The sequence below is a fragment of the Brachybacterium sp. AOP3-A1-3 genome (genome assembly GCF_052378285.1).
GTDB lineage: Bacteria > Actinomycetota > Actinomycetes > Actinomycetales > Dermabacteraceae > Brachybacterium.
In genome coordinates this window covers 1-15260 of sequence record NZ_JBQSXM010000036.1, presented here as the reverse complement: position 1 = coordinate 15260, position 15260 = coordinate 1, and the positions used below count along the sequence as shown (strand labels likewise).

The 15260-nt window shown below is 65.0% G+C and carries 13 protein-coding genes; 8 read left to right on the top strand and 5 right to left on the bottom strand.

Annotated features, from left to right (window positions below):
• Window positions 1–1492 (bottom strand): DNA methyltransferase (locus ACT3T5_RS19190; protein ID WP_444595283.1); only part of this gene is annotated, 1492 nt, incomplete at its 3' end.
• A 172-nt stretch (window positions 1493–1664) separates the two neighbouring features.
• Entirely contained in the window at window positions 1665–2306 is a 642-nt protein-coding gene (locus tag ACT3T5_RS19185) for a recombinase family protein (protein WP_444595282.1), read from the bottom strand.
• Window positions 2307–2615: 309 nt separating this feature from the next.
• On the opposite strand from ACT3T5_RS19185, the gene ACT3T5_RS19180 reads away from it, so the two are divergent.
• Window positions 2616–3308 (top strand): metal-dependent transcriptional regulator, encoded by a 693-nt coding sequence (locus tag ACT3T5_RS19180; protein WP_444595281.1) that lies wholly within the window; start codon window positions 2616–2618, stop codon window positions 3306–3308.
• Here ACT3T5_RS19180 and ACT3T5_RS19175 read toward each other — a convergent pair.
• The 3 genes from ACT3T5_RS19175 to ACT3T5_RS19165 are packed head-to-tail and all read right to left on the bottom strand — an operon-like array spanning window position 3303 to window position 5877.
• Window positions 3303–4214 carry a metal ABC transporter permease gene (locus tag ACT3T5_RS19175; RefSeq protein ID WP_444595280.1) on the bottom strand — a complete coding sequence of 304 codons (912 nt, stop codon included), beginning with the start codon at window positions 4212–4214 and terminating at the stop codon, window positions 3303–3305. The two genes, ACT3T5_RS19180 and ACT3T5_RS19175, sit on opposite strands and share 6 nt — an antisense overlap.
• A complete protein-coding gene (locus ACT3T5_RS19170) occupies window positions 4211–4951 on the bottom strand; it encodes a metal ABC transporter ATP-binding protein (RefSeq protein ID WP_444595279.1) in 741 nt (246 codons plus the stop codon). Before ACT3T5_RS19170 ends, ACT3T5_RS19175 begins: the two co-directional genes overlap by 4 nt.
• Window positions 4948–5877, bottom strand: coding sequence for a metal ABC transporter substrate-binding protein (locus ACT3T5_RS19165; protein ID WP_444595278.1), 930 nt, complete (start codon window positions 5875–5877; stop codon window positions 4948–4950). Before ACT3T5_RS19165 ends, ACT3T5_RS19170 begins: the two co-directional genes overlap by 4 nt.
• Before the next feature lie 243 nt (window positions 5878–6120).
• On the opposite strand from ACT3T5_RS19165, the gene nrdI reads away from it, so the two are divergent.
• From nrdI to ACT3T5_RS19130, 7 genes are all read left to right on the top strand, one after another.
• Entirely contained in the window at window positions 6121–6627 is a 507-nt protein-coding gene (gene nrdI, locus ACT3T5_RS19160; protein ID WP_444595277.1) for a class Ib ribonucleoside-diphosphate reductase assembly flavoprotein NrdI, read from the top strand.
• A 26-nt stretch (window positions 6628–6653) separates the two neighbouring features.
• Window positions 6654–7679 (top strand): class 1b ribonucleoside-diphosphate reductase subunit beta, encoded by a 1026-nt coding sequence (gene nrdF, locus ACT3T5_RS19155; protein WP_444595276.1) that lies wholly within the window; start codon window positions 6654–6656, stop codon window positions 7677–7679.
• Window positions 7680–8225: 546 nt separating this feature from the next.
• Window positions 8226–8315, top strand: a complete 90-nt coding sequence (locus ACT3T5_RS19150) for a potassium-transporting ATPase subunit F (RefSeq protein ID WP_444595275.1) — start codon at window positions 8226–8228, stop codon at window positions 8313–8315.
• The gene (gene kdpA / locus ACT3T5_RS19145; protein WP_444595274.1) at window positions 8315–9988 is read left to right on the top strand and encodes a potassium-transporting ATPase subunit KdpA; all 1674 of its coding nucleotides are present in this window, start codon (window positions 8315–8317) and stop codon (window positions 9986–9988) included. Before ACT3T5_RS19150 ends, kdpA begins: the two co-directional genes overlap by 1 nt.
• Window positions 9989–9991: 3 nt before the next feature.
• Window positions 9992–12145, top strand: a complete 2154-nt coding sequence (kdpB, locus tag ACT3T5_RS19140; protein ID WP_444595273.1) for a potassium-transporting ATPase subunit KdpB — start codon at window positions 9992–9994, stop codon at window positions 12143–12145.
• Window positions 12146–12311: 166 nt separating this feature from the next.
• On the top strand, window positions 12312–12926 hold the full coding sequence (kdpC, locus tag ACT3T5_RS19135; protein ID WP_443337236.1) for a potassium-transporting ATPase subunit KdpC: 615 nt from the start codon (window positions 12312–12314) through the stop codon (window positions 12924–12926).
• Window positions 12927–12928: 2 nt separating this feature from the next.
• Window positions 12929–15260: DUF4118 domain-containing protein (locus tag ACT3T5_RS19130; RefSeq protein WP_444595272.1), on the top strand; the 2332-nt coding region annotated here is incomplete at its 3' end.

Genomic DNA, 15260 nt, shown 5'->3' with positions numbered 1-15260 from the left:
ACTGACCGATGAACGGCGGGTTCCCCACCAGCATCACCTGCGGGCTGGGCTCGAATACCTCGGCCCAGTCGATCCGGAGGGCGTTGGCGACGCGGACCGTCTCGATCCGATCCAGCGGCAGCGGATCGGGTGCCTTCCCCAAAGCGAGCTCCATGGCCTGGTTCGCCTGATGGTCGACCAGGTGCAAGGCGGTGGAGGCAATGCGGGCCGGCCATTCCTCGATCTCGATCCCCGCGAGGTGGTCCAGTGTGATCGGGAGGTCTTCCTTGAGGAAGAACGCGGTGGGCGACTGCCAGCTGGTATCCCCCAGCTGTTGGAGGCGCTTGAGGATGGCGAGGTCGAGCCGGCGCAGCTCGCGGTAGGTGACGACGAGAAAGTTCCCGCACCCGCAGGCGGGGTCCATGACGCGGAGCTTGGAGAGGTCCGCCCGTAGCCGCTTGAGGGCCTTGGTGTCGTGGGTGGCGGCAGTGAACCGATCCCGGAGCTCGTCCAAGAACAGCGGTTCGATGGTCTTAAGGATGTTGGTCTCGGTCGTGTAGTGCTCGCCGAGCTCGCGACGGGCCTTGGCGGATTTCACGGCCTGGAAGAGTGAGCCGAAGATTGCTGGGGAGATGTCGGACCAGTTGAACGCGCACGCCTGGATGAGGAGGCGGCGCATGGCGCTGTCGAAGGAGGGGATCGCGGCGGGTTCGGCGAAGATGCCGCCGTTGACGTAGGGGAAGCGGGCGATGATCTCGTCGATGTTCTTCTGGCGTCGGTCGGTGGGGCGGTTCATCGCCTGGAACAGGAAGGCGAGCTGCGGGCCGAGGTCGGTGCCGTCTTCGGCGGTGCGCTGCTCGAGGAACTCGTAGAACAGATCGCGCTCCCACACCCCGGAGTCGTCCGCGTACAGGCAGAACAGGACGCGCACGAGGAACACGGAGGCGTCGTGGTCGTCGTACCCGGAGTCGCTGAGTGCTTCGTAGAGGTCGGCCATGATGTTCGCGGCGTTGATGGAGGCCGCTTCCTGCTTCTGGTCACCGAACGCCCGGGTCTGGTAGCCGGCCAGGAACGCAAGGGCCTCCACGTTCGTGGGGAGTTCCTCTAGCGGGAACGTCTCCGTGTCGGCGCCGTCCTCGGCCTCGAGGTCCAGGACGCGGAATGAGTGGAAGTCGCTGGTGATGATCCACCGCGGGGCCTCCACGTCAGGTAGGTCGTCGACGTAGTCGAGCGCTTGCCGCTCCGCGACGGTGAGGTCTTTGCCGGTCGACTTCATCTCGATCAGGCATAGGCCTGGGACGAGTGCGTCGATGTAGCCCTGGTGGCCGGTGGAGGAGCGCTTCGCGCGCTTCTCGTACAGCGCCGCCTTGGTGCCCGTGATCCCGAAGGTCAGCAGCAGGTCCCGCACGAAGGACTGCGCCTGCTGACGCTCGTCGCCGGGCTCGTCACGCCAGTCCACGACAAATTGCGCAGCGCGCCGGCGAATCTCGTTGAGCGACAGTGCCTTCGCCATGGATCTCCCTCGTGTGGTGACGTGCACTGAGAGTACTAACAGGTCACAGCGAAGGCGGCCTCGAGAGCGAGTGGGCAGGACTCGCCGCATCCGGCACGAGCAGCTTCATGACCCACGTTTCTACCGTGCCCGTGAGCGGCACATCAGTTGACCTTATCCAGTCGAGCAGCCGTCACTGCCCCTCGCCGAGGGGCAGTGACGGCTGCTCGAGATAGCGGTACAGCGTGGATCGACTGATGCCGTGTTCACGCGCGATTTGCACTTTGGGAGTGCCGGCGAGGGCAGCGTTGCGGACGGAGCGGATCTGTTCGCTCTCGAGGGTGCGTGGCCGCCCCTTGTAGACGCCGCGTTTCTTCGCGGCGGCGATGCCCTCGGTCTGACGCTGGCGGATGAGCTCGCGTTCGAACTGCGCGAAGGCGCCCATCATGTTCAGCTGGAACGCAGCCATCGGATCGGCGTGACCGGGCTCGAAGGTGAGCCGCTCTTTGAGGAACTCGATGCTCGCACCTTTACGTGGTTGCTGCTCGGTGTGCTCGGCAGGATCTCCGGTGATCTGCTGGACGATGTCGTTGAGGTCGATCACCGACCGGGCAAGGCGGTCCATGGAGGCGACGACAACGAGGTCGCCGCGGCGGACGTGCCGGATCAGGGCCTGCAGCTCCGGGCGGTCCTTCGCGCTCTTGCCGGATTGCTTCTCGGTGAAGGTCTGATCGCACTCCCCCACTGCTTCGTGCTGTCGAGCAAGGTTCTGGCCGGCCGACGACACCCGCAGGTATGCGACGCGCTGCCCCGGGGCCCGATGTGTGTCACTCATGTCTTAGAGCCTAGCCGCGACATGTGCCAAAACCCGATTTTGGACCCTGCGGAACAGGGCCTACGCTTCGCCGCGGACTGTTCCTTTTGGGTATACCCAAGCGCGACACTGTCGGCGACAGCCCACGCGCGGCGTGAATCTGAGTATCGACATGTTCGTGCCCAGGGAGTTTTTTGGCGCTTGGGGGCATCTGGTCCGGGCGGCAGCCCCCGACGAACATCGATCTAGATAGAGTCGCCCGCTCACCTGAGGCTCCACAGCAAGCACTACTTCGATTTGGCGAACTTAACAGTTTGGTACTCTTTGGACATGTCGGTCTCCGAGCTCTCTACCAGTTCTCAGAACTATCTCAAGGCGATCTGGAGTCTTGGCGAGTGGTCCGAGACTGCGGTCACGACGTCGGCATTGGCCACCCGCGTGGGGGTGAAGCTCTCGACGGTGTCCGATGCGGTGCGGAAGCTGACGGAGCAGGGCCTGCTCGAGCACGCGCCCTATGGAGCGATCTCTCTGAGCGCGCGGGGCCGGGAGCATGCGGTGGCGATGGTGCGCCGTCATCGCCTGATCGAGACGTTCCTGGTCGAGGTCCTCTCCTATGGCTGGGACGAGATTCACGACGAGGCCGAGCACCTTGAGCACGCGGTCTCCGATCTCCTAGTGGAGCGGATCGATGCCTTTCTCGATCACCCACGTCGCGACCCCCATGGAGACCCCATCCCCACCAGCACGGGATCGGTGGAGCGGCCTGACGCCTGCCCGCTGACCCAGATGCCGGGCGGGGCAGCGGGACGGGTCGAGCGCATCTCCGACTCCGACCCCGAGCTGCTGTCGTTCTGCGCAGAGCGCGGGTTCACCGTCGGGGCCGTCCTGGAGATCCACGAGGGCCCCCGGTTCGCAGAGTCCCTGGACGTCGAGGTCGCCGGTTCCGGCGTCAGGGTGCCACTGGGGCGGTCAGCCACCGACTCGATCTGGGTCTCGACAGTGCCGACGGGACCGTCTTCATGACTGGACCCGCGTCGAGGTGACGGGGGTGGCGCCCGAGGCGGGGTCGTCTTGTCGAGCCCCGGGCCGGGCGGTGCGCAGGCGCGGGAGGATCCCGTGCCGGGGGGCGAGCAGGTACACGAGCGTGAAGATCGCTCCCTGAACGAGCACGATGAGACCACCGGACGAGGCATCCACCCAGTAGCTGATGAATATGCCCAGGACTGATGCGGTGACTGAGATCGCCGGGGCGATCAGCAGCATCCTGCCGAACCGGTCGGTGAGGAGGTGAGCGGTCGCGCCGGGGATAATCAGCATGGCGACCACGAGGATCACACCGACCACCTGGAGTGCGACGACCGCCGTGACAGCCAGCAGGCCCAGCAGCAGTGCACCGAGGCGCCGTGGGGACAAGCCGATGGCTTGGGCGTGGATGGGGTCGAACGCGTACAGGGTGAGGTCGCGGCGCTTGAGGACGAGCAGCACGAAAGCGATCCCTGCGAGAAGTGCGATCTGGATCAGGTCGTTGCGTGAGACCCCAAGGATGTTCCCGAAGATGATGTGGTTGAGGTCGGTCTGACTGGGTGTGACCGAGATCAGCACCAGGCCCAGGGCGAAAAGGGTCGTGAACACGATGCCGATGGCGGCGTCCTCCTTCACCCGACTGGTCCCGCGGATCACGCCGATCAGCACCACCGCGAGCACCCCGAATACCAGGGCTCCGATGGCGAACGGGGCGCCGAAGATGTAGGCGAGCACCACACCGGGCAGGACCGCATGGGAGACGGCATCACCCATCAACGACCAGCCCACCAGGACCAGCCAGCAGGACAGCAGCGCGCAGACGAGAGCCGCGACCACGGTCGCGGCGAGGGCCCGGACCATGAAGTCGTACTGCAGAGGCTCAAGGAGGAGGTCCAGAGGGTTCACCGTGCGTCTCCCGTGGCAAGCGGGTCGAGACCGAAGGTGAGGGCCAGCCTCTCGGGGACCAGAGCGTCGGCGACAGGCCCGTGGAACAGCACCCGGCGCAGAAGCAGCACGGCGGAGTCGGCGAGCTGTGGCAATGCGTGCAGGTCATGGGTGGAGACCAGGATCGTGCGGCCGTCTGCCGCGAGATCGCGCAAGAGGCCGACGATAGTGGCTTCGCTGCGTTTGTCGACGCCGGCGAACGGTTCGTCCAGCAGCAGGATGCGAGCTTCCTGTGCGATGCCGCGGGCGACGAAGGCTCGCTTCTTCTGCCCGCCGGAGAGCTGACCGATCTGTCTGTCCGCGTAGTCGGTGAGCTCCACACGATCGAGGGCATCCGCCACAGCCACCCGGTCCGCTGCGCGGGGCCGTCTGGTGAGGCCCTGGTGTCCATAGCGGCCCATCATCACCACGTCCCGGACCGAGACGGGAAAGGACCAGTCCACCTCCTCGCTCTGGGGGACGTACCCGACCGTGCCGCGGCGCCGGGCGAGGGCAGGATCAGCCCCGTCGATGCGGATGCTGCCGGTCGTCGGGGGGACCATGCCCATGATCGCCTTGAACAGGCTCGACTTCCCCGAACCGTTCATACCGATCAGGCCAGTCACCTGCCCAGGGGCGACGTCGAGGGTTGCCCCGCTCAAGGCGGTGACCTCGCCGTACCGCACCACCAGTTCCTTCACCTCGATCACTGCGGTCACGAGCCATCACCCGTGAGTCCGGCGACGATGGTGTCCGCGTCGTAGCGGACCAGATCGAGATAGGTGGGAACGGGCCCGTCGGCCTCCGAGAGGGAGTCCACGTAGAGCGTGCCGCCGAACCGCGCATCGGTGGCGTCGACCACCTGCTGCATCGGCTTGTCCGACACGGTGGACTCGCAGAAGACGGCCGGGACGTCCTGCGTCTCCACTGTCTCGATCACACCGGCGATCTGCTGCGGCGTGGCCTGCTGCTCGGCGTTGACGGGCCAGATGTAGTGCTCGCTCAGGCCCGCATCACGCGCGAGGTAGGAGAAGGCTCCCTCGCACGTCACCAGCGCACGCTGGTTCTCGGGAAGCGTCTGGAGCTCCGTGACGAGATCGTCCTGGATGCCCTGCAGCTCCTCCTTATACGCCTCACCGTTGGCCTCGAAGTCCGCCGCGTGCTCGGGGTCCAGATCGCTGAACGCATCGACCATGTTGTCCACATAGATCTGCACGTTGACCGGACTCATCCAGGCGTGCGGATTGGGCTTGCCCGCGTAGGCGTCACCCGTGATGTCCAGAACCTCGACCCCCTCCGAGACCACCACGTGCGGCACGTCGACCGACTCGACGAACTGCTCGAACCAGAGCTCGAGATTCAGCCCGTTGTCGAGGATCAGATCCGCATCGGAGGCTTTGGCGATGTCTTTCGGGGTGGGTTCATAGCCGTGGATCTCCGCCCCGGTCTTCGTGATCGACTCCACCGCGAGGTGATCCCCCGCGACGTTCTGCCCGATGTCTTGGAGCACAGTGAAGGTCGTGAGGACCACCGGCCTGTCCTCGCCATCCCCGCCGACTGGGCCACCGGCACATCCGGCCAGCACCAAAGCGGCAGCCAACACCCCTGCCAGACATGCCATCAGCTGTCCCGCACCGCGCTTCATCCCGGGCCACTCCGTCTCTACGCATCTAAATGTTCGGGTAGTCGAACCTGATGATCGTACGCGCAACGCAGTACTCCCGGACACCGGGAGCGGCTACTGAGACGCCGCTAACTTCGCCACGCCAAACTTCAGGACGTCAGGACGACGTACTGGCATGCACATCGTGCTACTACTAGATATGGCCCCCAATCCAGGCAGGGGCACAAGATGTAGTAACTAGGCTCAAAGGGAGGGTGGAGGGTCATGCCAGCCGAGGTCAATCGCCACGAAGAACGGGGCGAACCCGAAGATGTGCTGACCGGTCAAGGGGTGGACCTGATCTACTTCTCCAGCGTCTCGGGCAACACCTTGCGCTTCGCCGAGAAGCTCAACCGTCCCGCGGCCCGGATCCCTCTGCGGCCTCGGCTCGAGGGGACGCTGCGCGCGGTCGCGCCGTTCGTGCTCGTCGTGCCGACCTACGGGGGCGGCCGCGCTTCCGGCGCAGTCCCCAAGCAGGTCATCCACTTCCTGAACAACCCCGATAACCGTCACCTGCTACGCGGAGTGATCGCAGCTGGGAACACGAACTTCGGCGCGGACTACTGCCTCGCCGGACCGGTGATCTCCGCGAAATGCCAGATCCCGGTGCTGTACCGGTTCGAGCTACTCGGCACCCCCCGCGACGTCGCCCAAGTCAACGAAGGCCTCACCCGGTTCTGGCAGCACACCAGCCTCGAACCCTCAGATGCTCACCGTCACTCATTCCACTGATCCGCACACTGCCCCGAAGGACCGCCATGACTGATCGCACTCCCACCGACACCTCGATTGATGACTCCGTGACACCCCCGTCGTACCGCCATGACCGCACGAAACGGCTCCGTCCGATCAACTGGAACCGCGTGCGAGACGAGAAGGACCTCGAGGTCTGGAACCGGCTAACCGCCAACTTCTGGCTACCGGAGAAGGTCCCACTGTCCAACGACCTCCAGGCATGGCAGCAGCTTCCCGAGCACGACCGCACGCTCACAATGCGAGTATTCACGGGGCTGACGATGCTGGACACCGTGCAGGCCACAGTCGGAGAGATCTGTCAGATCCAGGACGCTCAGACCGAGCATGAGGAAGCGGTCTACACGAACATCGCCTTCATGCAATCGGTGCACGCCCGGTCCTACTCTTCCGTCTTCTCAACGCTGACCAGTACCCCCGAGATCGACAGTGCCTATCGGTGGGCCGTCAACAACGATCTCCTCCAGGAACGCTGCAAGAAGGTCCTCCACCACTACTACGGTGACGATCCACTGAAGCGGAAGGTCTCCTCGACCCTGCTTTCCTCGCTGCTTCTCTACGCCGGGTTCTACCTCCCGCTGCACTTCTCTGTTCGCGCGACTCTGACGAATACTGCCGACATGATCCGCTTGATCCTCCGCGACAAAGCCGTGCACGGCTACTACTCCGGATACAAATACCAGCGCGGACTCGCAGCCGCCACCACCGCGAAGAAGGAGGAGATGCAGCAGTTCACCTTCGCCCTGCTCGAGGAGCTCTACACCCTCGAGCTGCAGTACTCAGGCGAACTGTACGAACCGCTGGGACTCATGGACGACGTCGCCGCGTTCGTCCGCTACAACGCGAATAAAGCACTCATGAACCTCGGATATCCAGCGAGATTCGACCCCGACGAGACGGCCGTGAACCCAGAGATCCTCGCCGCCCTCTCCCCTGGCGCCGACGAGAACCACGACTTTTTCAGCGGCTCAGGATCCTCCTACGTCATCGGCAAGGCGGAACACACCAGTGATGACGACTGGGACTTCTGACGATCCCGACCCGCAGACAGACAAGCGCCACGCGCCACGCGCCACGCGCCACGCGCCATCTTTCCGGACCGGTACCAGACTGGGGTGCCCCAGCAGGACAGTTACCGAACGGTCTGTTACGGTTCTAAATAGGGCCTAAAAGTGCATTTGTGCGACACATCTGTCGCACTGCGTATACCCCAAAAAGACATGCTTGCGGTTCGGGAAGCTTGCCTCGCCGGCAACTGATCGCGAAGGAGCTGCGTCGCCGCAGCGCGAGTTCGGAGATTCGGCGGGAACAAGACGGCACCTTGCAGAGCGCTCGAGTGGTCCGTGTGTGAGGAGGTCCGTAAGGGCTTACCTGATCACCGTATGCGTTCCGTTAGGAAGCGCCTTCTGTCCCTGCGGCGGCGGTTAGATCGGCTGGTGCGTCCAACGCGGACGCTCAGCACCTCCAGGTGCTGGCTTCCTCCGAATGGAGTCCTCCGTGTTTGATCTGCTCTATGTGGCCGGCGTCATCGCCCTCTTCGTGGCCATAGGTTTCGTGGGTAAGGCGGTGGAGAAGCTGTGATCGCGTTCGAGGTCATCGCGGCTGGGCTCGGGGTCCTCGCAGTCTTCTACCTGGTCGTCGCTCTCGTGAAGCCGGAGCGATTCTGATGACGTGGATACTTGCACTGGCGCCGCTGGCGGCCGTGGCTCTTGTGCTGGCGATGGTGCACCGCCCATTCGGGGACTACATGGCCCGCGTCTACACCTCATCGAAAGACCTTGCGTTGGAGAGGGGCGCCTACCGGTTGATGGGGGTGGATGCGAGCTCCGGTCAGAGCTGGCAGGCCTATCTCCGATCAGTGCTGGCGTTCTCAGCGGTAGGCGTCCTGCTCGTCTACGGCCTGCAGCGCCTCCAGCCCCTCCTGCCGTATTCACTGGGGCTGCCCTCGCCGAGTGAGCACCTCTCCTTCAACACCGCGAGCTCGTTCGTGGGGAACACGAATTGGCAGTCCTACTCTCCCGAGGTCACGCTGGGCTACTCGGTGCAGCTGGCCGGGCTGGCCGTCCAGAACTTCGCGTCCGCGGCGGTCGGGATGGCCGTGGCTGTCGCTCTCGTGCGGGGATTTGCCTCCCGCGGCTCCGCCACGATCGGTAACTTCTGGGTCGATCTCACGCGTGGAACCTTGAGGATCTTGCTGCCGTTCTCCATCATCGCGGCCATTGTCCTGATCATCGGCGGTGTCGTACAGAACTTCAACGGCTTCACGCAGATCGAGACCATCGCCGGCGCCACGCAGTCAATCCCCGGCGGTCCAGTCGCCTCGCAAGAGGCCATCAAGCTTCTCGGCACTAACGGTGGCGGGTTCTTCAATGTGAACTCTTCTCACCCCTTCGAGAACCCGAGCGCCTGGACGAACCTCCTGGAGATCGTCCTCATGCTCGTCATCCCGTTCAGCCTGCCGCGCACCTTCGGCACCATCATCGGTGACCGCCGCCAAGGCACCGCGATCCTCGCAGCCATGGCCACCTTGTTCCTCGCCTCCTACACCATCCTCTCCGCACTGGAATCGGCGGGGCTGGGCTCCGCACCGGAAGCAGCCGGCGCTGCCATGGAAGGCAAGGAGCAGCGGTTCGGGATCTTCGGATCCACGCTGTTCGCCACGACCAGCACCGGCACCTCAACCGGTGCCGTGAACTCCATGCACGACTCCTTCACCGCGCTCGGCGGAATGATGCCGATGCTCAACATGATGCTCGGCGAGGTCGCCCCCGGCGGCGTCGGATCCGGTCTCTACGGCATGCTCATCCTCGCGATGATCGCCGTGTTCGTCTCCGGGCTGCTGATCGGTCGCACGCCCGAGTACCTCGGCAAGAAAATCGGCCCGCGCGAGATCAAGCTCGCGGCGCTATACATCTTGGTGAGCCCCACTCTCGTGCTCGCTGGCACCGCCCTGAGCTTCGCCCTACCCGGGGTCCGTGACGATGTCGTGTCCACGTCCATCTGGAACCCCGGAACGCACGGGCTTTCCGAAGTGCTCTACGCGTTCACCTCGGCAGCGAACAACAACGGGTCCGCCTTTGCTGGGCTCACTGCCAACACGCCCTGGATGAACACGGCCCTGGGCGTCGCGATCCTGCTGGGTCGGTTCCTTCCCATCGTGCTCGTGCTCGCGCTGGCCGGTTCCCTCGCTACGCAAGGCAGAGTCCCTGAGACCGCCGGCACTCTGCCGACCCACCGGCCGTTGTTCGTCGGCCTGCTCGTCGTCATGACCATCCTCATCACGGCTCTCACCTACTTCCCCGTACTCGCGCTAGGTCCCCTGGCGGAAGGGTTGATGTAAGACATGTCCACCACTACCCCTGTCCGAACCCCTGCGTCGGCCCCTTCCACCGGCCGCCCGCAGCGGGCCTCCACCTGGACGACGCTGCGCACCGCCGTTCCTGGCGCGCTGCGCAAGCTCGACCCGCGCCAGCAATGGCGCAACCCAGTCATGTTCATCGTCTGGGTCGGGGCCGCCCTCACGACGCTGATCGCCATCGCGGAGCCTTTCCTCGGCGGTCCCTCCCCCTCGGGTGGCACCGCCGTGCCCGCGGCCTTCTCCTCGGCTATCGCCGTGTGGCTGTGGCTCACGGTGATCTTCGCGAACCTTGCCGAGTCGGTGGCCGAAGGCCGGGGCAAGGCCCAGGCGGAGTCACTTCGTAGGACCCGCACCAGCACCATGGCGCAGCGGATCGAGAACTACGACGACACGAACGACCCCGCCGCAGAGCGCGCCGATGTCCGCGAGATCGCCTCATCAGACCTCGCTCTGGGTGACGTCGTCGTGATCTCAGCGGGGCAGCTCATCCCTGGAGACGGCGACATCGTCCAGGGAATCGCGTCGGTCGACGAGTCCGCGATCACCGGAGAGTCCGCGCCCGTCCTCCGTGAGGCGGGTGGCGACCGATCCGCCGTCACCGGCGGCACCCGGGTGCTGTCGGATCGGATCGTCGTACGGATCACCTCGAAGCCCGGTGAGACCTTCGTGGATCGGATGATCTCCCTCGTCGAGGGCGCCTCTCGGCAGAAGACTCCCAACGAGATCGCCCTGGGAGTCCTGTTGGCGAGCTTGTCCATCGTCTTCGTCGTGGTCGCCCTGACGCTGCACCCGATAGCGTCCTATGCCGCCGCTCCGGTGAGCGTCCCGGTACTGGTCGCACTGCTCGTGTGCCTGATACCGACCACGATCGGTGCGCTGCTCTCCGCAATCGGTATTGCGGGTATGGACCGGCTGGTTCAGCACAACGTGCTAGCCATGTCCGGTCGCGCCGTGGAGGCGGCGGGCGATGTCACGACCCTGCTGCTCGATAAGACGGGAACCATCACCTACGGGAACCGGCGCGCGAGTGAGTTCCTGCCCGCCCCCGGGGTGGATCTGCCCGAGATGATCCGAACGGCTGCTGTCTGCTCTTTGGCGGATCCCACACCGGAAGGCGCCTCGATCGTGGAGCTCGCACGGGCCCGCGGCGTCGAGGTGGACCCCCACGCCGAGGGGGAGATCGTTCCCTTCACCGCGCAGACTCGCATGTCGGGTCTCGACACGCCGGATGGCCTGCAGATCCGCAAGGGTGCCACCACAGCGATCATCGCCTGGCTCGAAACAGACGGCAGTGACGTCGACGACGCCGCGCGATGGAGCGTCGACTCCGCGGTCCAACAGATCTCCCGTAGCGGCGGGACCCCTCTGGTCGTCGCCTCCCGCACCTGTGAGGGCCATGGCCGGCTGTTGGGCGTTGTGCATCTGAAGGACGTGGTCAAAGAGGGTTTGGCGGCAAAGTTCACGCAGATGCGATCCATGGGCATCCGCACCGTGATGATCACAGGCGATAACGCCCTCACAGCGGCCGCGATCGCCAACGAGGCCGGTATCGACGACTTCCTTGCCGAGGCGACGCCGGAGGACAAGCTCGCCTACATCCGCAAAGAGCAGGCCGGCGGGAAGCTCGTCGCGATGACGGGCGACGGGACGAACGACGCCCCAGCGCTCGCCCAGGCCGATGTCGGCGTGGCGATGAACTCCGGCACCTCCGCGGCAAAGGAGGCGGGGAACATGATCGACCTCGACTCCGACCCATCGAAGCTGATCGACGTCGTGCGCATCGGGAAGCAGCTCCTCATGACCCGCGGCGCGCTGACCACCTTCTCCATCGCCAACGATCTCGCCAAATATTTCGCGATCATCCCCGCCATGTTCATGGGCGTCTTCCCACAGCTCGGAGTCCTCAACATCATGGGCCTCAGCTCCCCGGCCTCCGCGGTGCTCTCCGCGATCATCTTCAACGCGATCGTGATCGTCTTCCTGATCCCGCTGGCTCTGCGAGGTGTGCCCTACCGGCCCGGCGACGCCTCTCAGGTGCTGGGCCGCAACCTGCTGATCTACGGCGTGGGCGGCGTCATCACGCCGTTCATCGGGATATGGCTGATCGACCTCGCCGTCCGATTGCTGCCGGGGTTCTGAAGTGTCGATACTCAAGCGCGGCCGCCCGCGGAGCGGATGGGAAGCGCTGCGCATCGCCGGTGTCGCCGTCGGCCTTTACGTGGCCGTCCTCGCCCTGCTCTATCTCCTCACGGGGGCGGTCTTCGTACTGCTCACTCTTTTCAGTGGCTCGTGAAAGGTCTCACCCATGCATACCTCTACCCGTTCCACCGTCCGCTCCGTCCAGGTTGCGGTGCGTTCCATGGTGCTGTTCACAGTCGCGCTGGGGGTCCTCTATACCCTCGTTCTGACCGGTGTCGGTCAGCTGCTCATTCCCGCCCGAGCCAACGGCTCGATCGTCTACGACGCCGAGGGGGCGCCCGCCGGGTCCTCTCTCCTCGGCCAAAGCTTCACCGACGCCGAAGGAGACCCGATCGCCGCGTACTTCCAATCGCGGCCCTCCGCGGCCGGTGACGGATATGACGGTGGAGCCTCATCGGGGTCGAACTTGGGTCCTGAGAACGAGGACCTTACGGCGTCGATCCAGGAGCGACGGATGCAGATCGCGCAGTTTAACGGCGTCGACGCCTCGGAGATCCCTGCCGACGCCCTCACGGCATCCGCATCGGGCTTGGACCCTCACATCAGCCCCCAGTACGCCACCCTTCAGATCGACAGAGTCGCCCGGGCGCGTGGAGTCTCCCCAGATGAGGTTCGAGACCTCGTTCAAGCCCACACTGAGCGGCCCGATCTTGGTGCCATTGGGATGCCCCGCGTGAACGTGCTGGAGCTTAACCTGGCCCTTGACGAGGAGGAGGACTGAGCATGAGCAGACGGGGGAAGCTTCGAGTGCTGCTCGGTGCCGCTCCCGGTGTCGGAAAGACCTACGACATGCTCGCAGAGGGCCACCGTCTGTTCGACGAGGGCAAGGACGTAGTCATCGCGATCGTCGAGACTCATGGGCGAAGCGCGACAACTCGCATGACCGAAGGCCTGCCGATACTTCCCCGCCGGAGCGTGGAACATCTCGGCGTCGTCCTTGAGGAGATGGACCTCGAGGGTGCGCTGGCACGCGCACCCGAGATCGCCCTCGTCGACGAACTCGCCCACACGAACGCACCCGCCTCCCGGCACCAGAAGCGCTGGCAGGATGTCGAGGACCTTCTCGACGCCGGTATCGACGTCATCTCGACGCTGAACATCCAACACATCGAGTCCCTGAACGACGTGGTCGAGCAGATCACCGGGGTCCCCCAGCAGGAAACCGTTCCCGATCGCTTCCTGCGCAGGGCTACGAACGTGGAGGTTGTCGACCTCGCACCTCAGGCCCTCCGCGACCGCCTGACCGGCGGTGACGTCTATCCTGCCGAACGGATCGATGCGGCGCTGTCGAACTACTTCCGTCTCGGCAACCTCACGGCTCTGCGGGAGCTGGCGCTACTGTGGCTGGCCGATGAGGTCGATCACGCTCTGAGGGACTACCGCACCGAACACGGGATCGCCTCGACCTGGGAAGCACGCGAGCGGGTGGTTGTCGCCCTCACCGGTGGCCCCGAAGGAATGACCCTGATGCGACGCGGTGCCCGCATCGCGGCCCGCTCCGGCGGAGGCGAGATCATCGCGGTACATGTCAGCAGCCACGACGGCCTGCGAGCGGCCGATCCCGCTTCCCTGGCCCAGCAACGTGCCCTGGTCGAGGAACTCGGCGGGACGTTCGCTCAGGTGATCGGGGAGGACGTCCCCTCGGCACTGGTGGAGTACGCGCGATCGGCCAACGCCACTCAACTCGTGCTCGGCGCGAGTCGGCGTGGTCGGCTCTCTGCCGCGGTGACCGGGCCCGGCATCGGGGCGACGGTGATCCGCGAGTCCGGAGACATCGACGTCCACATCGTCAACCATCCTGCAGCCGGCGGTAGGTACACCCTTCCCCGAATCGGGGGAGCGCTCACGAGGCGCCGCCGTTTCCTCGGTGGGGTCACCGCCCTAGTGGGCGGGCCCGCGTTGACCTGGGCACTTATCACCGTGCGCAATGAACAGTCCATCACGACTGAAGTCCTGGCGTATCAACTACTCGTCGTTATAGTGGCTCTCATCGGAGGGCTGTGGCCGGCTCTCTTCGCTGCCGTTCTCTCCGGCATCACGCTGGACTTCTTCTTCATCCAACCGTTCCTGACGATCACCATCGACGACGCGTCACACGCTCAGGCTCTCCTCCTCTACGTGATAATCGCCGTCCTGGTCTCCGTCGTCGTCGATCTCGCCGCGCGCCGCACCAGAGCCGCGCGGCGCGCCGCCGCCGAATCTGAGCTGATCCAGGCCATCGCGGGCAGTGTCCTACAAGGTAGTAATGCGATCCAAGCGTTGGTCGACCGCACCCGCGAAGCATTCCGACTGCGCGCCACCGTTGTGCGCTCCACGACGGCCATCATCGCTGCCGCGGGCGACACCGACGAGGCGCTCCCCTCGACCACTCTCGACCTTGGCGAGGGGGCCACACTTGAAATGTATGGCCCTGACTTGCGGGCCTCAGACCGCCGCCTTCTCTCGGTCGTCACCGCACAGATCTCCGCGGTCCTCGAGCATCAACGGCTGCAAGAAACCGCGGAGCAGATCGAACCGATAGCCGCTTCGGACCGTGTCCGCGGTGCTCTGCTGTCCGCGCTGAGCCACGACCTGCGACGCCCCCTGGCAGCTGCCACAGCGGCCGTGGGCGGCATGCGCGCGTCAGGACCCGCACTATCCCCCACCGACCGGCAGGAACTCCTCGAAACGGCCAGTGAGAGTCTGAGCGCGCTGTCCTCGCTGCTGACCGACCTACTCGACGTCAGCCGACTGCAAGCAAAAGCCCTGAGCATCACGACAAAACCGACGGATCCGGCCGACGCTATCGCCCCCGCCCTCGACGAGCTCCAACTCGGTCCTCTCGACGTCCAACTCGCGCTCGATCACGAGGGGGCGCACGTCTCCATCGACGTGGTTCTTCTCCAGCGCGTGCTCGTCAACTTATTGCTCAACGCGCAGCGCTTCAGTCCACCGAACGTTCCTGTGCGAGTAGCAACCAGCACCTTCGCGCACCGCGTCGAGATCCGGATCGTCGATCACGGCATCGGAGTGGACGATGAGCGCAAGGACGCAATCTTCACCCCATTCCAACGTC